Genomic DNA, 19868 nt, shown 5'->3' on the forward strand with positions numbered 1-19868 from the left:
TCGTGAGTGTGGGTACGTCGCTGATGGTGATCGCGAGAACCGATTACTGGAGAACATCGATCAGGTCGCATCGCCGTCATACAGATAGCAGATGGAGGAGAGTATCTTGTTATAGAGATACTACCGAGACGCGAGGCGGGTGCCGTCACCCGGATCGGTCGTGAGAAGTGGTCGGTATCGCGAGAAGAACACCGGAGGGGTCTCAGGCAAGATAGCCGAGATCGCGGAGTTGATCGCGGGCCTGTTCGCTGAACTCGACCGATTCCGCGCGTTCCTCCGCTCCCCAGTCGATTCCTTCTGCGTCGATGTATCCGGAGAGTTCGTCCGCGACCGCGGGATGGCCGTCGAGTACGTCCGTCCGTTCGTCGGGGAGGTCGTGTAACACCGCGCGCTCGTCGTTTTCGAGATACTTCCAGTCGGGGGTTCGGACGGCGGTAAACGGCGCCTCGAAGAACCGGGAGGTGTCGAACCTCTCGTCGTGTTTCGTGTACTCGTCGAGGTGAGCCACCCCCCGCTGGCTGATCGCGTACGGTCGCTGTGCCGAGCGGATGTCCCGTCCCTCGAACTCCTCGGTCGGCACGCCGGTCACGGCGCCGACAGTCCGAGTGAGATCGATATGCTGTGTGACCGTCTCGGAGTCATCGACGACATCGTCGATGCCGACGACCAGACCCGGGACGTGTGTCAGGCCGTCGTGCAGGACGAGGTTGTGACCGATCAGCCCCAGTTCGCCGAAGAGGTCGCCGTGGTCACCGGTGACGACGATCACGAGCGGGCGGCGCGACAGCGATGCGGCCGTCGAGATCAGTTCCCCCGCCGTGCTGTCCGCGTATCTGATCTCCGCGTCGTACAGCGCCGTGATCGCCTCCCACTCGCTGTCCGAGAGGTCGAGTCCGCGCGCCATTCGGCGTCGGATGCCGTCGGTTCCGGTGTAGACCGACTCCGACAGTTCGGCGGCCTCGGCGGCGCTCATCCCGATCTCGTCGGTGAACACGTCCCGGAACTTCGTGACGGGGTTGTATGGGTGATGCGGCGAGGGGACGTGTGCGTAGGCGAAAAACGGCGCGGTACTGCCGTCGTGTCCCCACCGGTCGAAGCGCCGCTCCAAGAGGTAGTTCTTGCCTCTGGTGATCTCCTCTTTCAGCGTCGCGATATCGGTGGTCGGTCGACCCCGGACACAGCGGAGCGCGGAGACGATGCGGTCTCTCGTGGCCGCGTCGTAGCCGAAGAAGTCCTCCTGTCTGATCGAGAGGTCGTCGACGTGATCGAAGCCGCGGTCGAGACCCGTCTCCGGCCCGATGTAGTACGTCGGGGTGAACAGCCCGGTCCGGTACCCCTGCTCGGAGAGTCGCTCCGGCAGCGTCTCCACGGACGGGAGCAGTTTCCGCTCGCACTTCCCGTCGGCCCCGAGTTGGTGAGTGGACATGTGGGTCCCGGTCAGCATCGACGCCGTCGAGGCCGGCGTCCACATCGACCCGGAGACGACCGGATCGAGCACCGTCGCGTCGGGGCGACGGCTGATGCGGTCGAGATTCGGCGTCGTGTCGCGGTCGTAGCCGTGCAGCGAGGTGTGGTCTGCGCGCACCGATTCCAGCGAGATCCAGAGGACGTTCGGGCGCGCTGTCATCGTTCAGTTCGTCGATCCACGGTGTCCCTCGGTGCGGTCTGTATCCCACGGTCCGGTGTCTGTCTCATATCTACACCGGAGCAGGAGAGGCCGCCTGAAAAGTATAGACAGCGTGCAGTCGAGGTAGGATCCGACTACCGCGATCGGACGACTCCCGGCGGGAACCAGCGGCCGCGGAACGAACTCTCCGACGGTTCGACGCTCTGGAACGGCCTTGCGGAACCCCGAGTTGCCCCGGCCGGCCGCGCCGTAGCTACGCTATAACAAATCGGCGGGTTGGCACACGACAAGACATGCCCGTTGTGTTCCCCGCAGAAGGATACGCCGCGCGGCCGTGGCGGATCACGAAACACCCTCTGAAGACAGCGTTGTCGGACTGGCTGATCAGCGCCCGCAGTCACCCGCCGACGGCCGGGGGCCGGGTATGAAGGCGCTCGTCACCGGCGGAGCCGGGTTCATCGGCTCACATCTCGTCGAGCGACTCACCAGGATGGGTCACGACGTGACCGCCGTCGACGACCTCTCGAACGGGCGAGCGGAGTGGGTTCCCGACGACTGCGCGTTCGTCGAGGGCGATCTAACCGACAGTGCGACCGTCGATTCCGTCGTCGATGGCTCCTACGACAGCGTCTTTCACCTGGCGTCGCGGAAGGCGGTCGACGACGACGACCCGCGCGGACAGTTCCGAGAGAATACGGCGATGACCGGCGCGCTCGTGGACGCCGCCGTGGAGGCGGGCATCCCCGAGTTCCTGTTCACCTCGACTTCGACCGTCTACGGCGAGGCACCGCGGCCGACGCCGGAGGACTACGCGCCGCTGGAGCCGATCAGTGCATACGGCGCGAGCAAACTCGCCTGCGAGGGGATTCTCTCGGCGGCGGCACACACGAGCGATCTGACGGTCTATAACTATCGGTTTGCGAATATCGTCGGACCGCGCCTGCGCGGAGCCGTCATTCCGGATTTCATCGAGAAACTTCGGGCCGATCCCTCGGAACTGACAATTCTGGGAGACGGCCGCCAGGAGAAATCGTATATGCACCTCCAGGAGTGTCTCGACGCGATGGTACACGTCCACGCCAACGCGTCGGGACCGGTCGCGACCTACAACCTGGGGACCAGGACGACGACCTCCGTGACGCGAATCGCCGAACTTGTGTCGGAGGAACTCGGCGTGACGCCGACGTATCGGTACACGGGCGGGGAGCGCGGCTGGACGGGGGACGTGCCGAGAATGCGGCTCTCGATCGAAAAGCTCGCCGGTCTGGGCTGGACGCCCGAACTGTCGAGCGAAGACGCCGTCAGGCGGGCAACGGCAGAACTCGCCCGGGAGATCTGAGTGGAAGCGAGATAGGCGTGTGGAATAGTAGCATTCTACTACCGACCGTACACTGTTACTAACAATCACGGCGGCCGCCGGAGCGGACGTATGGACGAACGGATTTCGGTGATTATTCCGACCCACTACAGGAACGACGTCCTGCCGGAAGCCATCGAGAGCGTCGCGGAACAAGAGTACGAACCGGTCGAACTCATCGTCGTCGACGACTCGGGGGAAGGCCACGCGGAACCGGTGCTCGAAGAGTACAGCGATGTCATCGACAAACCGATTGTCCGAGAGGAAAACGGCGGCTGGGCGGCCGCCTACACGACCGGGATCGAGGCCTCGACGGGGGAGTACATCCAGCTACTCGACGACGACGACCGCCTTCTGGAGGGGAAACTGGAGAAAACGGCCGCAGTGTTGCGGGAGAACCCGGATGTCGGGGTCTCCTACTGTGGAGTCATGTGGGGCGAGGAGCCGAACTACCCGAAGCCGGAAGTCTCCGGCGACATCCTGGAGCACGCGCTGCGGTTTCAGACGTTCCCGCTGTGGACCGGGTCACTGCTCATGGAGCGGGAGGTGTTGCTCGATTGTATGCCGCTCGCGGGGATGGCGCCGGAGGACGACCTCGATATCGAGTTGGGGGATACGGATCTGAAGATCGAACTGGCGCGTCGAACGAAAGTCGACTACGTCGACGAGATTCTCGTCTTCTATCGCCGCGACAACAACAAGCTCTGGACGGGGCTTCGGAAGTTCAAGAAGGTCAAACAGAACGTACGGCACCAGGAGGAGCTATACGCCCAGTATCCGGAGATCCGGCGGGATCTGCTGTCGTCGTGGTACGAGCGGCAGGGGAACGAACTGATCGAACGCCGGGCGTGGTCGCCGACCGCCACTCTCTGCTTTCTCAAATCACTGTACTACGCCGACAGCGACCAGTTGCCGAAAGGGATCCAGGCCGCCGCCTCGGTCCTCGGCCGGCCGGGACTCGCTGCCGCCAGACGCGCTCGTGACATCGCGCTGGGGCGACCACAGGGTGGCACGACAGCAAACGAAGCCTGAGTACAGGGCCGCGGACGGGCCGTCGGAGGTTCAGTCGCTCTCGGCTTCGACCGGGTCGGCCTCCGCCTGCTGGAGGCGGCGCTCGGCCTCGTCGCGGTCCTCCGGATAGCCGATGTCGATCCGCCAGCCGTCCAGCCCGATAGCGTCGATTGTCCGGCCGGACTGGATGAGCAGGTCGACCGCGTCGCTGATCTCGTACTCGCCGCGGTTGCTCGGCTGGATGAGGTGACAGGCGTGAAAGATGGCCGGCGTGAAGGTGTAGAAGCCGGTCATCACGAGGTTCGTCGGCGGGTCGTCGGGCTTCTCGATCACCTCGACGATTTCGCCGTAATCGTTGGTGTCACAGACGCCGTAGCGCGAGGCCTCTTCCGGCGGGACCTCCTCGACGAGAAAGGCGGCGTCGGCCCGGTCCTCGCGGTGTCTCCGGAGCACGTCCGCCAGGTTGGCACGGAAGATGTTGTCCCCCAGCATCAGCATGAAATCGTCCGTGACGATGTCCTCGACGGTCAACAGCGCGTGTGCGAGTCCGAGTTGCTCCTCCTGTACGGTGTAGGTGATCGGAACGTCACGGTAGGAGTCACCGAAGTACTCGACGATCTGGTCGCGCTCGTAGCCGACGACGACGATCAGTTCCGCCGCGCCCAACTCGATCAACTGATCGAAACAGTGTTCGACCAGCGGTTTGTCGTCGACGGTGACCATCGCCTTCGGCTTGTCGTCGGTCAGCGGGCGGAGTCGTGTTCCCTTGCCAGCGGCCAGAACCACTGCTTGCATACCCCAGTACTCCGGGGCAGCGTCCAAAACTATCGACCGGCTACCCACGCCGTAGGACGTTCCTATCAATCCGCGCCGGTTCTGTCTCCCCGAGAACCCGCCTCTCTCGCTGTGTAACTGACGTGAGCGTGCGAGACAGCGGAGTAGCTCGCTAGTCCGGGGTTCACCAGGTGAGTCCTTCGTAGGTAATACCGTCGCGGCGGCTGATGATCCGGCGACCGTCGACGACGACGGGCCGAGCCATCGCGTCGAACTCCTCGTCGAGGGCGGCGAACTCGTCCCAGTCCGTGACGACGACGGCTCCCGCCGCGCCGTCGAGTGCCTCCGCCGGAGAGTCGGCGTACTCGATACCCGGGAATCGGTCGCGCATCTCCTCTGTTGCGACGGGGTCGTACCCGACGACTGTCGCGCCGCGGTCGAGCAGTTGCTCGATCACCGGGATCGCCCGGGAGTTGCGGATGTCGTCGGTGCCGGGCTTGAACGAGAGCCCGAGGACGGCGATTCGTTTGCCCGCGACGTCGACGTGCTCCTCGAGCAGTCCGAGCAGTCGATCCGGCTGTTGGTCGTTGACAGCGACCGCGGCGTCGAGCATCTGCGGCTCGTAGCCGGCCTCTCGGGCGGCGTGTCGGATCGCGTCGACGTCTTTCGGGAAGCAGTTGTGCACGACGAGGCCATCGGTCGTGACGAACCGATGCGTGTCTGCCACCTCCAGCGAGTACACGTCGACGGTCTCCTCGGTGACGGTGACATCATCGACCTCGACGGTCGTATACCTCCCCTCGGGGTCGTGTCCTACGGGCTGGATATCTCTGTCGTACGCCGCGAGTCGCTGTTCAATCTGTTCCCGTTTCGACGGCAGGAACAGGTCTGTGAGCGCGGCGATCTGCTCTTTCGAGCTAATTCGGAGGAAGTGTGCCGGCCGGGTCGACTTCTGGGACTGTGAGCTCTTGTAGCTCGGTACGATGCCGAGACTGTGAAGCAGGAACTGCATTCCCCGAATTAACTCCTCGCTCACCGACCCGTATTCGTAGACGACTGCGTTGGAGTGAGAGGGATATTCGATATGGCCGTCGCCGCGGAAGAGCCCGGATAGCAGTGCCTTCCGATGCGCCGGTGGTTCCTGATAGACCGTGTCGGGAATGCGCGCCGAGTACGAGCCGGTTCCACAGCCGAGCCACTCGATGAAGTATGCGAGTACGCGGCTCGATACCTCGATATCTGTCGTCGTCTCCTGTGTTCTCGTGTTGTATCGAACGCCCAGCGAGTCGAGATACGTCTCGACATCCTCGACGTACTCCTGTTCGTCGGAAGGGTGGAAACTCAGGAAGATCCGCCGGCGCGTCGTCGAGCCACGGCTGGCGTCCTCGTCGTGGATGTTGCCTTCACTCAGATAGTACCCGACGAACCGCCAGAAGTCCTCGTCAGCCGTGATCACTGCCGGGATGTAGGTCTGTCCGCCGCCGACGGTCGTGTACAGACTGAGGTCAGTTCTGTCGACCGGGAGTCGATCCTCCGCGTCGAGGAACGCGTCGAGGGTAAGGTAGTTGTTTCGGCAGAACTCGTGGATCTTGTCGTAGTCGAACTGCTCGTCGTAGGCCGCGAGTTCCTCGCGAAGCCTTTCCTTCAGTGAGTCGAGTTCGACGGCTGGCTTGAGGTAGACGTTCGAGTTGTCGAACGCCGGGGCGGCCGCGATCAGTTCTAACACGTCGAACGACTCGACCGGATGGCTTGGGAGATCCGTCTGGACTGGAATCTCGTCGCCGGTCGAGAGCGACTGTGCCTCGCGGACGATCTGTGTGTCGTCCTCGACGGTCACCATCGGATGGTCGTGGGTGACTGTCACCGTCTTGTTCATCCGCGTCTGGATGGTGTGTAGTGGTCCCTCGTACTCCCGTCTGGTCGCCGCCACGACCGGCTTGAACTCGAAGTCGCCGTCGTCGTCACAGCTGAGGACTGAGACATCCGACAGCGAGTCTGTCGTGACGTATCGGTCGAAGAACGTCGCGAGTTCGAGCAGATGCGTTCCGTCGTCGTCTCGGAGCAGGATCTGCTGGTCACCCGTGAGACAGCTCCCGCCCCAGCCGACGCCGCTGCGGAGAAACCGTTCGCTGATCCGGTCGTCCATTCCAATCGCGTCGGCGACCTCGTAGGAGTCGACGCCGAACTCCTTGCAGATGTTCCCGAGGTCGTTGATCAGGCTGACCTTGGACGCGAGAAACGCGTTGTTGGCGTATTTGATCATCTCCGCTTCGGACCGGCCGGTCTCGACGACCGGGATGTCCCAGTCGGCGACGATGGGCTCGTACAACCGCGCGAGCAGATCCAGCGCCCGCTCGTCGCCGTCCGTCCCGAGAACAATCTTGTCGGGTTGCATGAAATCGTCGACAGCGGAGCCTTCGCGGAGGAACTCGGGGTTGACAGCCAGCCCGATGTCGTCGCCGTCGGTCTTTCCCGAGGCCGATTCGAGGATCGGGCGGAGTTCGGTGTCGGTCGTGCCGGGGACGACCGTACTCTTGACGACGACGAGATGATAGCCGTCTTTCTCCCGGAGCGCCTCACCGATCGACTCCATGCCGGCTTTCATCGCGCTGAGATCGATGCTGCCGTCCGGTTCGTTCGGCGTCGGGAGCGCGAGCATCGTCAGGTCCGTCTCCCGAATCGCGTCGTAGGAGGTCGTCGCCTGCAGTGTCGAGCCGCCGTACGCCGAGACGAGCGCGTCAAGGCCCGGTTCGTGAATCGGGGAGTCGCCGTCGTTGATCTGCTCGACGACGGTCTCGTCGATGTCGATATTGTACACGTCGTGGCCCATGTCGGCGAGACAGGCGGCGACGGTCGTCCCGACGTAGCCGCTCCCGACAATACTGACTTGCATTATGATTCAGTACTCCCAGTATCGCCTTCAAACGTCGGGTTCGTCACACCCGGGCCCGCGACGGGCAGACACCCGAATCAATCAGAGACCGCAGTGACGGTCAACTGACCTCGACCGTCGAGCGTCACGTCGAGGCCCTGGTACCGGAACGAAACAGTGATCGTCTCGTCAGCCTGGTTGGTCTCCAGTAGCGCGGTCAACGCGTCGACATCGATCTCCTCGCCGAGCGGCGGGAGATCAGTCGGTCGCTTTCCTTCGACAGCCGCAATCGCTTCCACGATTGCCAACACCGGCTGTTCGTATCGTTTCCAGTCTGTCCGGACGGTCTCCTGACCGGGTCCGTGCAGTGCTGTCTGTTCTGCCTCGTTCTCGTGTTCTCTCATTGGTGGCTCCAGAGGTCGTCCGCCGGTGCACCCGACATCGACTCCATGGTTACCACCACTGAGGCAGGTAACGGATATAACCTTTTTGTGATTATTCGGATTAATTATCGGGGGAGGGAAGGAGGAGAACTCGGAGGACGCTCAGGACTCCTTCGTCGAGACCGTCACCCCACACCGCAGTCTCTGTGCCTGGAGAGCGGTCCCCGTTCGACTGTGCGTCAGTGTCCTCGACGACGGTACTGACGAGGATTCGTTGTCCGTCGACGATTGCCAGTCGGCCGGTAGCCGGTCGCTCGAACTGCCGCAGGGTGGCCCGTCCGGGGGAGTCGTCGAGGACGTCTCTGATGTCCGAATCGACCGGATCGGCCATCTCACCGAGTTTGATCGTCAGTCCGTCGGCCTGCGCCCGAGACAGCGTGTCGATCACCGCCGGATCGAGCAGTTCCTCGGAACTCGCGAAGACGACATCCGTCTCCGCCGTCCGAATGAGTCGCTGGAGTCGTTCCGAGATGGCCTCCGAACCCGTCGTCGTCCAGACCCCGCGCTGTTCCTGCGAGCGGGGCGTCGATTCGAGGTTCCCGAGCGCCTCGCGCAGGACGTTTGCGTGCTGTCTGTACTCCCGCTCGAACTGCCGTCCCGCCGTCTCGGGAGAGATCGGCCAGAACTGTTTCGGTGAACTCTCCGTGACGGCGACGAGGTCACGCTCGGCGAGTTCCTCGGCGGCGTCGTAGACCCGCGTCCGGGGAACGTCGACGGTGTTGCTCACCTCCTGTGCGGTGCCCCGACCGAGGGTGACCAATGCCACGAACGTCCGGGCGGCGTAGGCACTCAACCCGAACGTCTGTAGCTGTTCGAGAACCGTCTCGTGTGCTGCCGACCTGCCTGACATACTCTCTTTCCTCAAAGGACCGCCCGAGAGGGCGATGTCCTGCGTGCAGTACAGGATGGTTGGGACCCAGTCCGCATCTGCACGCACGCACTGTTTGCGCTACCGTCGTAAAATATTACTGTGAGTAACCGAGTTAATCGAGAAGACAGAGAAGTACGCTGATTGACTTTCGGTCGATTCCCGCGCGAAATTGTGTGATATTCTGAGTTACTGTACTGAGATACCCAGTTTTATCAGTAAACAGAGGAAACGACTTTCCGTGGGGGCAGGGAAGTACTGGTAGGTACTGCTCCGGCGGTATCTGGTTGGGACCCATGGAAGATCTATCAGGCGTCGAACAGGCGGTAGAGTTGCTCCAGCAGTTGGGGCTCAAGGAGTACGAGGCAAAGTCGTTCGTTGCGCTGTCACGTCTCCCGCAAGGCACCGCGAAGGAGATCAGCGAGATTTCGGAGGTGCCGCGGACGCGCGTGTACGACTCGATACGCGTTCTGGAGACGAAGGGGCTCGTCGAGAGCCACCAGTCGAGTCCGCAACAGTTCCGCGCGGTCTCGGTAGACGAGGTCACGAACACGCTCAAAACACAGTACGTCAACCGGACGGAGAAACTGCGCAATACCCTCAACGGACTCGAACCCGCCGCGGAGGACACCGAGACCGAACTCACCCACGAAGTGTGGTCTATGTCGGGCGCGACGGCGATAGCGAACAGGAGCAAGGATCTCATCACGGAGGCCGAGGAGGAGCTAGTCATCGTGCTCGGGCAGGACAGCGGAATAGACGACCAGTTGATCGACGTGCTCGAAGCGGCACAGCGTCGTGGAGTGAGCGTCGTCATCGGTACCGTCGACGAGCCGCTGCGTGACGAAATCGAACGGATGGTGCCCAATGCCGACGTGTTCGTATCGGGGTTAAGTTGGCTCCGGGGCGCACCCGAGATGGGCGACGACACGCAGATCACCCGCTTGCTGCTCGTCGACCGGAGTACGATCCTCGTCAGTTCGGTCCATCAGGGGAGCGGAACCGATCACCCCGACGAGCAGGCCGTGTTCGGCCGCGGGTTCGACAACGGCCTCGTCGCTATCGTTCGACGACTGATGGCGACCGGACTGCTCCCGGAGGACGATCCGGACTCCGGCGCGGAGTAGTCAGATTCAAAAACCTATATTTGTCACGCGTGTAGACCCCCTCACCATGCAATTCTGCGACGAGTGCGGTTCGATGATGCACACGGACGATGGCAGGTGGGTGTGTCGGTCCTGCGAGAACGAAGAGCCGCGGGACTCACAGGTGGAAGCGGCGATGGCGACCAGAGAGGGACAGCGTGACGACGGGCCACCCGACGTGGCCGACGCGACCCGGGACGCCGGTGAGACGATGCAAGAACCCTGTCCGGCCGAGGACTGCGACAGCGAGCAGGCGTACTACGAGATGATGCCGAAACCAGGGGGGTCCTACGAGGTTCGGCTGTTCACCTGCGTCGAGTGCGGTCACAAGTGGCGCGAGTCCTGACAGACTCTCTCCCAATACGGGCGAACCGTCCGCGGCCCGGACGGAGACAGACGGAACTCCCGGCGGCGGAGAGGGGGGTCAGGGACGGACGACCTCCGCTGTGAGGCTGTCCATCAGTCGGGAGTTGCTCGGTATCCGGCGGTTGCGGTACCCGAGGACGATTTGATCGGCGTCGATCTCTTCGGCGTAGCGAGCGAGTTCCTCGGTGAGGGTTCCGTGACAGCTGACAGTTTCGACCGTGATGTCGCGGTCGAGACAGGCCGCCTCGATCTGTCGGAGTTGTTCCTGGCCCCGTTCCTCGACCTGGATCGTCGCCAGTTCCGCCGTCGACCGGGTCGGTTCGGGGGTGCTGTTCGTGTCGACGACGTGAATCGCGTGGAGTCGCGCGCCTTCCTTCTCCGCGAGGGCGAGGGCGTAGTTCGCCGCCTGTGTCGATTGATCGCTTCCGTCGACGGCCAGCAGAATTGTCTGGTCCATACACCTATGTTCCGGTCGGTGGCGATGAAGGCACCTCTCAGTCTCACTTGGTGAGATTCGACGCGCTATCAGCCGCACGTCCGGAGTAGTCGGCGTGTAACAAAAAGGACCGAGACCTGCTCTGGGGCCACTATGCGAGAGACCCACGGAGATAGCTCGACGGCGACTCACTCGGCGGCGGCGGTGCTCGACGCGCTCGGGGACGGGGACTCTCGGGATATCCTCGCCGCGCTCGCCCGCGGCCCGAAGGTCGTTCCCGAACTCGTAGATGTCTGTGACGTATCGCGCGCGACCGCCTACCGGAAACTGGACAGGCTCAGCGCGGCCGGTCTGGTCGACGGTCAGCCTCGATTCCGCCCGGACAGTCGAACGCGAACCGAATACGTCGCCAGCCTCGGCGGCGTCACCGTCACCTTCGGCAACGACGGCCCGAGACGGAAGCTCTCGCTCGGCGGGGGGAAGCCACTCGCAACTGACGGCGGACAGCCCTCTTCCCCGGAACCCGACCACCGACATCTCAGGGAACTGTTCTGTGAGGTGACCGGGGCCGAACAGGTCGTCGAACGGCAGGACGACACGCAGCGACGGCTCTCCGAGACGGCGGACGAGACTGTCGTCACCGACGCGGCCGAGGTGAGCCGAGCGGACGGACTCGACGACACGCTGCCGGAAGCGGACGGATCGGAGTGATTACCGGACGACGGTCACCGGGACGGGGCAGTTTCTGACGACGCTGTGAGCCGTGTTGCCGATAAACAGTCGGTCTGCGATAGAGCTGTCGTGGTGGCCGATCACCACCGTGTCGAACTCTCCCGCCCGGGTCACGATTTCGCTGGCTGGGTTCCCGTAGCCGATGATCCCCTCCAACTCGCGGCCGTCCTCGGCGGCAATCTCCTGAGCGCGGTCGAGGATGACCTCTGCGTCTTCGGTCCCTTCCGCGCGCGACTCCTCGAAGACGAGTCCGACCGCCTCCCCCATCATGCCGGACGGCTCGCCGATGACCGTCAGGACGGTGATCTCCGCGTCGGGGTAGGCCTCGATGGCGAATTCGAGTCCCCGCTCGGTGATCTTCGAGCCGTCCATCGCGACCAGGACACGTGATATCATCCCACTGTCCACTCTCGCCGGAGACGTATGAATGTTTCAGCGGGTGTGGGAGTCGCCGGGGGGACCGTCGACGGCTCAAAAGCGCAGGTGCGAGGTCGAACTCGGCCCCTCGTCGTCGTCGCGCCCCCCTTGGTGGTCGAACTCGTAGTCGTCGTCGGTCAGGAACACGTCGCCGCGGTTGACCGACACCTGTACCGAGAGCAGTGTCGACCCCGCCGCGGGGCCGTTCTCGCAGCCACCGTCGCAGGCGTCGAACACCGAGCCGTGTTTCGGACAGACGATACCGCCGTCGCGCAGGACGGCACCGATCCCCTCGCCGCGGTCGAGACGCTGGTCTTCGTGCGTGCAACGGTTCACCCAGGCTTCGACGCCGTCTCCGCAGGGAACGAGGGTCACCTCGACGGTCTCGCCGCGGTCGTCGGTCGCGGTGAACAGCCACGATCCCTCGGCGTGGACGGTGTCGACAGATGTGAGACGTGTCGCCACGCCTTCACACACGCGTGTCAGCGTAAAAAATGTCAAGGGCGTACCGAACGGTGAAATCACGATTTGAGCCTCAGCTATCATTTTTACCCGTGCGAACTTATCGCTCGGTGCCGACACACCGTCGGTACCCGTTGCGCCGGGCTCCGATCCCTGTCAACTTCCGTCGCGCTCCCGTTGCGGACCCAGCCACGACATCCCTGCTTCGCCTGTGGAGCCCAGCGCGCCCAGTCACCCGCTGGCGCGTCGTTCACGTACTGCTTGTGCCTTCGCGGAGTGCGACGGACCGGGTCGGGGTTCAGTCTACCGTCTCGGTGATGCCCGTGATCTCGAACCGCGCCCCGCCCTCCGCCCCGTCTGTCACCGTGATGTCCCATCCGTGGGCGTCGACAATCTGTTCGACGATCCGCAGGCCGAAGCCCGTCCCTTCGTCGGTGGTGGAGTAGCCGGCGGCGAACACCTCCTCACGCTCGTCGGCGGGGATGCCGGGGCCGTCATCTTCGACGTAGAATCCGTCCTGAATGGCGCCGACAGTCACCGTCACGTCGTCACGGCCGTGCTCGACGGCGTTTCTGATGAGGTTCTCGAACAGTTGTTTCAGGCGGTTCTCGTCGGCCCGGATCGTCCGGTCGGCCTCGACGCGCAACTCCGCGTCGGCCGTCTCGACCGTCTCCCAACAACTGGTCACGACCTCCGAGAGGTGGACGGTAACGAACTCGGTCGTGGGTTCGCCCTGCCGGGCCAGTGTCAGCAGGTCGTCGATCAGCCGCTCCATACGCTCGTGAGCGCGCTCGACGTGTTCCAGGTGGTCGCTGTCACACTCCTCGCGGGCGAGATCCAGCCGTCCCGCGGCGACGTTGAGCGGGTTCCGGAGGTCGTGGGAGACGACGCTCGCGAACTCGTCGAGTTGCTGGTTCTGGCGTTCGAGTTGCTGTTCGTACTCGCGCTGCTCGGTGATATCCATCGCGACGCCGATCACTCCGGATACTGTCCCGTCCGCCTCGATGATCGGCTGGTAGACGGTGTCGAAGTAGAGGCCGTCGACAGTCTGGACGTATCGCGTTCGTTCGCCCTCGAGGGCGGTCTCGACTGCCTCGATAATACCCGGCTGGTCCGCGTACAGGTCGAACACCGACATCCCGACGACCTCGCCCGGTTCGAGACCGAGTCGTTCGAGGCCCTTGCCTTCCGAGAGCGTGAATACCCCTTCGTCGTCGAGGGCGAACAGGACGATTGGGGCGTTTCTGACGACGGTGTCGAGTTGTTCTTTGGTCTCCCTGAGTTCGCGTTCACGGCGTCTCCGCGCCGTCACGTCACGCATCACCACGACGACGGCCGTCGTCTCGGCGTCCTCGATCATCGGCGAGAGGTGATACTCGAAGACGTACTGCCCGTCCGGGAATTCGACAGCCAGTTCGATCCGCTCCGAGCGGTCACTATCGTCGGCGTCCGGATCGGCATCGTAGACGCGGTCGATCGCCGCCTGGAACTTCTCGGGGTCCTCGTGCTCGGCGACGTACTCGAGAGAGAGGGCCTCGATCGACTGGCCGATCACCTGGTCGGTCGGGATATCGAACTGCCGTTCGAGCGTTTCGTTGACGTATTCGACGATCTGGTCCTCGTCGAGGACGAACGCGATATCGTCGATGGACTGGAGAATCCTCTCGTACCGTTCGAGTTCCCGCTCGCGCTGTTTGCGCTCCGTGATATTCCGGTAGGTCCACAGCCGACCGTAGTGGGTGCCGTCGTCCCCGGTGACCGGTGCCGTATACCGCTCGAAGACCCGTCCGTCGGTGAGTTCGACCTCCGTTCGGCTCGTCTCGCTCGGATTGTCGTAGAGGCGCTGGATCTCCTCGTAGAACTGCTCGGGATCAGCGACCAGATCCATCGCCCGTTCGAGCGCCGCATCGTGGTCGCCCTTCTCGACGATCTCGTCGGCGATATCCCACATCTCGACGAACCGGTCGTTGTACGTGACGATCTCTCCGGTTTCGTCGACGATGAGGATCCCGTCGATCACGGCCTCCTGTTGTGCGCGGAGAACCGAGTCCCGAACTGCCCGCTCCCGGGGCCGCGTCGACCGCCGATCCGCCCGCTCGGCATCTCGGGCGGCCCGGCGGCGCTCGACCGCTTCGGTGATTCGCTCCGCGAGCGCCGCGAACTGGTCGTCATCCCTCCGCAGGTACGCCGTCGCGTCGGCGGAGACGGCCGCCGCCGCAACCTGTTCCGAGCCTGCTCCCGTGTAGAGGACGAACGGGAGGTCCGGCCGCTCGGCTCTGACCGCTTTGAGAAAGTCGATTCCGGTCTCGTCGGGCAGTTCGTGAGCGGAGACGATACAATCGACCGTATGCTCTGTCAACAGCTGCCGGCCCTCGCTCGCTGACGAGGCGATCCGAACCGTAAACCGGTCGTCCATCTGCTCTAGGCGAGTTGCGGCCGCCTCGGCAGCCTCTGTATCGTCGTCGACGTGAACAACGGTGATTGTCTGCTCCCCGTCCCTCATTGGCTCCCCGGTGATACCGTACACTGGGGAAGGAACACACTATACTATTTTGTGTCACAAACAGAATTTCACGGGACTCGTCACACGACGGAGAGCCGGTCCAGCGTGGCTGTTACAGCGGTAGCGAGGCGAAAGCCCACGACTTCAGTCGTGGGATGAAGCCGACAACTGGGAATCTAACCACGCTCGTAGCCACGGCTGGGGGTTGGATACTTACATAACATCTTTAGGTGAAAAGTTTCTATATACTGACGATGCCTCGTGGGTTCGATCGGGAACGTACCAACGTCCACAAACTCCGGTACCACTTCATCTGGTGTCCGAAGTCAAGCAAAGCGTAGCTTTGCGTACCTCGCGGGATCTTCGATCCCGCTCAGTACCGCAAATCGGTACTTGAGGACGAGGTACGCGACCGTCTCGAAGAACTCATCGAGGAGAAAGCCGGCGAACTCGACTTGGAGATACTGGCGTTGGCGATTCGCCCCGACCACGTACACCTGTTCATCACGGGCGACCCGACACTCGCTCCAAACAAAATAATGCAACAGGTCAAGGGCTACTCCTCGCGCCACCTCCGCGACGAGTTCGACTTCGGCCTCCCCTCGCTGTGGACACGCTCGTACTTTGTCTCAGGTGCAGGCGACGTATCCAGCGAAGTCATCGAGGAGTACATCGACGCCCAAGCAGGTGAGTAGTCATGCAACGGAACGTCTCAACCACGGTGCGGGTCAAAGTCCACTCGCTGACCAACAGGAAAGCCGACCTGCTCGCTCGTGAGTACGAGGCGTTCCAGACCGAGGTACACGGCGGAAACGCCAACCTCTACTCTGCGACCGACCAGCAGGCGTCGAAAGTCCAGCGACAGAAAGACCCGAACGAAGACACCGAACAGCCTGTCGTTCTCCGCAACGACGTGTTCGACGTAGTCCGCGACGAAGACACCGTTCTTTCCTCGTGGTGGGTAAAAATCCCCGTCTACGACCCCGAACGTGGACGGGGTAACTCCATCTGGTGCCCCGCCCACGTTCCGCACAAGGACGAAACCCTCGTCCGTGGTGGGGATATTCGGGACAGCGAGTTGGTGCGCCGTGACGGTGACTGGTACGTGCATCTCGTCGTCAAGCGGTCTGTGACCGTCCAAGACGAGTACGACGACGTGCTGGCCATCGACATGGGCGCACGGTGGGTTGCAACCTGTGCGTTCCTCTCCGACCGCAAGACGACCTTCTACGGCGAGGAAGTGCGCCAAATCCGCGAACACTACAAACAACTCCGCAAGTCCATCGGGAAGGCAAAACCCCGGCAGGGACAACAGGTAGTTGAGCGCGTCGGTGACGCGGAGGCACGGAAGGTGGACGACCGCCTCCACAAGATTGCTCGGCAAGTTGTGGAAGACGCTGAAGAACGGAACGCGGTCATCGTCGTGGGCGACCTCGGCGGTATCCGCAAGGACAACGACAAAGGGCGATACGTCAACGATAAGACCCACAAGATGCCGTTCGCCCGCCTACTCAACTATATTGAGTACAAAGCCCACGACGCTGGCGTCGACGTGCAGCTGGTCGAAGAATACGATACGTCGAAGACGTGCAACCGCTGTGGATGTGAGGGCGTCCGTGAAGCGCAGGGGCGGTTCGAGTGTCCTGAATGTGGGCTGGACGACAATGCGGACAAAAACGGTGCGTTGAATATCGGTAAACGAGCCTTGGGCAAGTTCTCGAAACCGCTGTCTGAGGCGGGGGCCGTACTGGCACGGCCCGAAACGCAGGTCATCGTCCAACGTGACGACGAACCTGCGAACCTCTCCGTATCCGTGGGTTCAACCCCCAGTGGGGGAACCCCACGGCTTTAGCCGTGGGAGGATGTCAGCGACCGATTGTGCCCTGTCGCGTGACCGGAGCGTCGGGATTGATCGAGAACGCGACAACAGTGGACTCCTCCGCTGCCGTGACGGAGACGTCGCTGTCGGCGGTCACGACCGCGCTCTCGGTGTGGCCCAGCGAGTCCTCACCGAGTTCGACTGCCCCCTCGAAGACGTAGCAGTAGGTGTCCCAGCCGGATCGGGACGGGAGCGTGGTCGTCGCGCCGGCGTCGAGCCGGCAGTCGTAGAAGTGAACGTCGTTATGGACGAAAAGCGGCGCATCGCTGCCTTCGGGACCGAAGAGATGTCGCCACTCGTTGGGGGTCGCGTCGGGGATCGGTTCGTGCTGGATGCCCGGCTCCAGATCGAGGCTGTGCGGCCGGACGAAGATCTGGAGCATCCGCAACGGCGGGTCCTCGGCGAGGGTCTCCTCCGCGTGCCAGAAGCCGCTGCCGGCGTTCATCACCATGAGGTGGTCGGGATCGGTCACCAGGTTGTTTCCCTGGCGGTCGTCGTGACGCATCACGCCCTCCGGAACCCACGAGATGATCTCCTCGTTGCGGTGTTGGTGCATCCGGATCAGCGTGCCGGGATCCATGAACGACTCCACGACGGTCGCGAGCGGGCCGTAGCCGTGGTCGTCGTGGTCCGGGACCGCCCGACCGGGGAAGTTGAAGTGGGTTCTGAACTTCCCCTGGTTCTGGGAGACATCTGTGCGAGGGGCCGTGTGAATCTGTGGGTGAGCGCGGGCGGGAGACGAATCAGTCATCGAGATACCTACGGGCCCCGAGTATATGGGTGCTGTGTGAACGAATCAAAGAGGAGAGTGACGAGCCTGTGACCCGCGTTGGGCTGAAGTGGCACGAACACGGGCGCGGGCCACCGGTCGGGCGCGTCAGCGATGATCGATGGATTCGGGTCTATCGATTTCGTCGAGCGCTTCCGTCGCCGCGTCGCCGAGTTCGCCGGCTTCGATGTGTGAGTAGCGTTCGCGAACCATCTCCTCGGAGTTGTCGAGATACCGGGCGGCGACGGTGTAGCCGAAGGCCCGGACCAGCACCTCGCCCATCCCGCGACGACCGCCGTGGGGCGCGAGGTAGTCGTGTTTCGAGTGTTCGATCTCGATAGCCGCGTCTTCGGTGAGTCGGCGGAGAATCGAACGGGCTCCGTCGGTCGTCAGCGATGCCGGACGAATGTCCGCATCCAGCGCCAGCAGAAGGTCACGGGCGTAGGCGTCTCTGCGTTCCCGGATCGCGTCGGGTCGTTCGCCGCGGTCGGCCAGTTCGGCACGGACCGACTGCGCGAGCGAACGCTGGTCGAAAGTCGGGAAGACGGGCCACCGCTCCGCCGGAGGCTCCATAAGCGTCCGGTACCGCTCCAGCGGCGCGATGACGGGATCCGGAAGGCTGGCCGCGTCCCACTGCTGTTTCTTCCGGTAGACGTCCATGCTCCCGTCCTGGAGGTTGAGATCCTCCCATCGCACGCCCCGGCGGCGCGGATCGTCGGGGTCACGGAGCAACTCCCCGACCCGGACGGCCGTGTAGGCGAGCACGTAGACGAGCGCGCGGTCCCGGGCGGCTTTGAGTGCGCGGTAGCGCGCACGCTGTCTATCGAGTTGGTCGGCGTCGTTCGAGAGGGTCGTATATGCGTCGATGGCCTCGGTAGCCCGTTCGTCGACGTACCGAGTCAGCGCGTGTCGCTGCTCCGGCGTCCAGGCCTGCTGGTCGCCGGGTTTGCGGCCGTCGTCCTCGGGCAGCGGTGCGGTGGCGCTGGCCCGCTGTGCGTAGTGTGCTCCGAGATACCCCTCGTTGACACACCAGCTACACCACGCCGAGATGTACGCGTAGTAGGTCTGGACGGTGTTCTGCTTGAGTCCCCGGTCACCAGCGAGATGGCGCGCGTACTCGCGAAACACCCGCTCGTCGAGGTCAGCGAAGGTCGGTTCACGGTCGGCACTCTCGGGGACGATTCCCACCCACTCCTCGCCGCCACGATCCCCGGCGGCCCACTCCGCGAACCGCTCCAGTTCGCGGGCGACGTTGCGGCGGTAGTTGCCCCCCTCGCCGCCGCGACCCTTGCCTTTGTCCTGGAGATAGCGGTCGAAAGAGCTACTGAGCGGCCGATCAGCGCGACTCCGTTCTGAGGTGTCGTCGATCATAGATACTCAGCGGTTGGACGCTGTTCGGGGAGGGGACTGTAATCGGTCGTGTTGCGCAATATCGAGTCCGAGCGGAGATGGGTTCCATCAGCCACGTGAAATCACAGCCTCTCGTCGGCTCTCCGGTGGTCGTCTCTGGACGGTTGCATCGGCTGTCGGTTCGTCGCAGAAGCTAATAGTCTTTGTCGAGTGCCGACAGGCGGCGTTCGACACGCAGGAGAGTCTCTCACCGGATGAGTTGGCCGAGTTGAACAGATTTCTCGAACACTGATCGCACCCTCCTTCTGGACAAAGAGCGTGTTACAGTATAGAATGAGAATCCGCCCGTATAGCCGCGGGAAGACTCAGAGTACAAACGACACGATTGCCAGCACGATGAAGATGATGACGAACCACTTCGCGATGGTCATGCTGACGCCTGCGACGCCACTTGCTCCGAGCGCCGCCGCGACGAGAGCGAGGATGAAAAACAGGACGGCGTACTCGATGAAGTTCCCGGATGACTGCAGTGGATACTGCTGAGCGAGTGTCATCGATGTGCTTGCGATTGTAGATCCGAGCGTGGACATACCGTCGGTTGGGGTTACCGCCGAATTGTTACCTGGCGCATATTCTCCGGCAAAATCATCTCGTTTACTCCGTCGACGGACCACCCTCGACGCACGGGAGTGATCCGCGACGAGCACTTCCGTCGAACAGTTCGGTACGCAGAGGCGGGCGGGATCGGCTTGCAGTGCGGAGGTCTCACCAGCCGTCGATCGGGACAGACACGGGACTCGCCTGAGGGGCAGTCCGCGAGCGTAGGGGTGGTAATGCGATCTTATCACGACGAGCAG

General features: G+C 63.1%; 19 protein-coding genes. 7 read left to right on the forward strand and 12 right to left on the reverse strand.

Annotated elements, in window-relative coordinates; all coding sequences use genetic code 11:
• Positions 1-202: 202 nt before the first annotated feature.
• On the reverse strand, positions 203-1627 hold the full coding sequence (locus GRX03_RS15495; protein WP_159765217.1) for a sulfatase: 1425 nt from the start codon (positions 1625-1627) through the stop codon (positions 203-205).
• Positions 1628-2051: 424 nt separating this feature from the next.
• Between GRX03_RS15495 and GRX03_RS15500 the strand changes: the two genes are divergently transcribed.
• Positions 2052-2966 (forward strand): NAD-dependent epimerase/dehydratase family protein, encoded by a 915-nt coding sequence (locus tag GRX03_RS15500; RefSeq protein ID WP_159765219.1) that lies wholly within the window; start codon positions 2052-2054, stop codon positions 2964-2966.
• Between the two features lie 90 nt (positions 2967-3056).
• Entirely contained in the window at positions 3057-4016 is a 960-nt protein-coding gene (locus GRX03_RS15505; RefSeq protein ID WP_159765221.1) for a glycosyltransferase family 2 protein, read from the forward strand.
• A 30-nt stretch (positions 4017-4046) separates the two neighbouring features.
• On the opposite strand, the gene aglF is transcribed toward GRX03_RS15505, so the two are convergent.
• The 4 genes from aglF to GRX03_RS15525 form a co-directional block, all read right to left on the reverse strand.
• On the reverse strand, positions 4047-4790 hold the full coding sequence (gene aglF, locus GRX03_RS15510; RefSeq protein ID WP_159765223.1) for a UTP--glucose-1-phosphate uridylyltransferase AglF: 744 nt from the start codon (positions 4788-4790) through the stop codon (positions 4047-4049).
• Between the two features lie 163 nt (positions 4791-4953).
• Positions 4954-7662, reverse strand: a complete 2709-nt coding sequence (locus GRX03_RS16950; RefSeq protein WP_159765225.1) for a nucleotide sugar dehydrogenase — start codon at positions 7660-7662, stop codon at positions 4954-4956.
• Between the two features lie 77 nt (positions 7663-7739).
• Entirely contained in the window at positions 7740-8045 is a 306-nt protein-coding gene (locus GRX03_RS15520) for a HalOD1 output domain-containing protein (RefSeq protein ID WP_159765227.1), read from the reverse strand.
• Positions 8046-8145: 100 nt separating this feature from the next.
• Positions 8146-8934, reverse strand: coding sequence for a TrmB family transcriptional regulator (locus tag GRX03_RS15525; RefSeq protein ID WP_159765229.1), 789 nt, complete (start codon positions 8932-8934; stop codon positions 8146-8148).
• A gap of 314 nt (positions 8935-9248) precedes the next feature.
• On the opposite strand from GRX03_RS15525, the gene GRX03_RS15530 reads away from it, so the two are divergent.
• Both GRX03_RS15530 and GRX03_RS15535 read left to right on the forward strand, forming a co-directional pair.
• Positions 9249-10079 (forward strand): TrmB family transcriptional regulator, encoded by an 831-nt coding sequence (locus tag GRX03_RS15530; protein WP_201289260.1) that lies wholly within the window; start codon positions 9249-9251, stop codon positions 10077-10079.
• 46 nt (positions 10080-10125) lie between these two features.
• Positions 10126-10443: an RPA12/RPB9/RPC11 RNA polymerase family protein gene (locus tag GRX03_RS15535; RefSeq protein ID WP_159765231.1), complete on the forward strand. Its 318-nt coding sequence runs from the start codon at positions 10126-10128 to the stop codon at positions 10441-10443.
• Between the two features lie 78 nt (positions 10444-10521).
• On the opposite strand, the gene GRX03_RS15540 is transcribed toward GRX03_RS15535, so the two are convergent.
• Positions 10522-10920 (reverse strand): universal stress protein, encoded by a 399-nt coding sequence (locus tag GRX03_RS15540; RefSeq protein ID WP_159765233.1) that lies wholly within the window; start codon positions 10918-10920, stop codon positions 10522-10524.
• A 132-nt stretch (positions 10921-11052) separates the two neighbouring features.
• Between GRX03_RS15540 and GRX03_RS15545 the strand changes: the two genes are divergently transcribed.
• Positions 11053-11610, forward strand: a complete 558-nt coding sequence (locus GRX03_RS15545) for an ArsR/SmtB family transcription factor (RefSeq protein WP_159765235.1) — start codon at positions 11053-11055, stop codon at positions 11608-11610.
• Here GRX03_RS15545 and GRX03_RS15550 read toward each other — a convergent pair whose 3' ends face one another.
• From GRX03_RS15550 to GRX03_RS15560, 3 genes are all read right to left on the reverse strand, one after another.
• Entirely contained in the window at positions 11611-12027 is a 417-nt protein-coding gene (locus GRX03_RS15550; RefSeq protein ID WP_159765237.1) for a universal stress protein, read from the reverse strand.
• Positions 12028-12102: 75 nt separating this feature from the next.
• Entirely contained in the window at positions 12103-12513 is a 411-nt protein-coding gene (locus GRX03_RS15555; protein ID WP_368278567.1) for a Rieske (2Fe-2S) protein, read from the reverse strand.
• 295 nt (positions 12514-12808) lie between these two features.
• On the reverse strand, positions 12809-15013 hold the full coding sequence (locus GRX03_RS15560; RefSeq protein WP_159765241.1) for a PAS domain-containing protein: 2205 nt from the start codon (positions 15011-15013) through the stop codon (positions 12809-12811).
• Between the two features lie 359 nt (positions 15014-15372).
• On the opposite strand from GRX03_RS15560, the gene tnpA reads away from it, so the two are divergent.
• Positions 15373-15708 (forward strand): IS200/IS605 family transposase, encoded by a 336-nt coding sequence (gene tnpA / locus GRX03_RS15565; protein ID WP_394351742.1) that lies wholly within the window; start codon positions 15373-15375, stop codon positions 15706-15708.
• A 2-nt stretch (positions 15709-15710) separates the two neighbouring features.
• Positions 15711-16865, forward strand: coding sequence for an RNA-guided endonuclease InsQ/TnpB family protein (locus GRX03_RS15570; protein ID WP_159765243.1), 1155 nt, complete (start codon positions 15711-15713; stop codon positions 16863-16865).
• A gap of 13 nt (positions 16866-16878) precedes the next feature.
• Here the strand turns inward: GRX03_RS15570 and GRX03_RS15575 are convergent, their stop codons facing one another.
• From GRX03_RS15575 to GRX03_RS15585, 3 genes are all read right to left on the reverse strand, one after another.
• Positions 16879-17643 carry a pirin family protein gene (locus GRX03_RS15575; protein WP_159765245.1) on the reverse strand — a complete coding sequence of 255 codons (765 nt, stop codon included), beginning with the start codon at positions 17641-17643 and terminating at the stop codon, positions 16879-16881.
• Between the two features lie 126 nt (positions 17644-17769).
• Positions 17770-19032: a tyrosine-type recombinase/integrase gene (locus tag GRX03_RS15580; RefSeq protein ID WP_159765247.1), complete on the reverse strand. Its 1263-nt coding sequence runs from the start codon at positions 19030-19032 to the stop codon at positions 17770-17772.
• Between the two features lie 344 nt (positions 19033-19376).
• Entirely contained in the window at positions 19377-19601 is a 225-nt protein-coding gene (locus GRX03_RS15585) for a DUF1328 domain-containing protein (RefSeq protein WP_201289261.1), read from the reverse strand.
• Between the last annotated feature and the right edge of the window lie 267 nt (positions 19602-19868).

The sequence above is a fragment of the Halovenus carboxidivorans genome (genome assembly GCF_009831575.1).
GTDB classification, from domain to species: domain Archaea; phylum Halobacteriota; class Halobacteria; order Halobacteriales; family Haloarculaceae; genus Halovenus; species Halovenus carboxidivorans.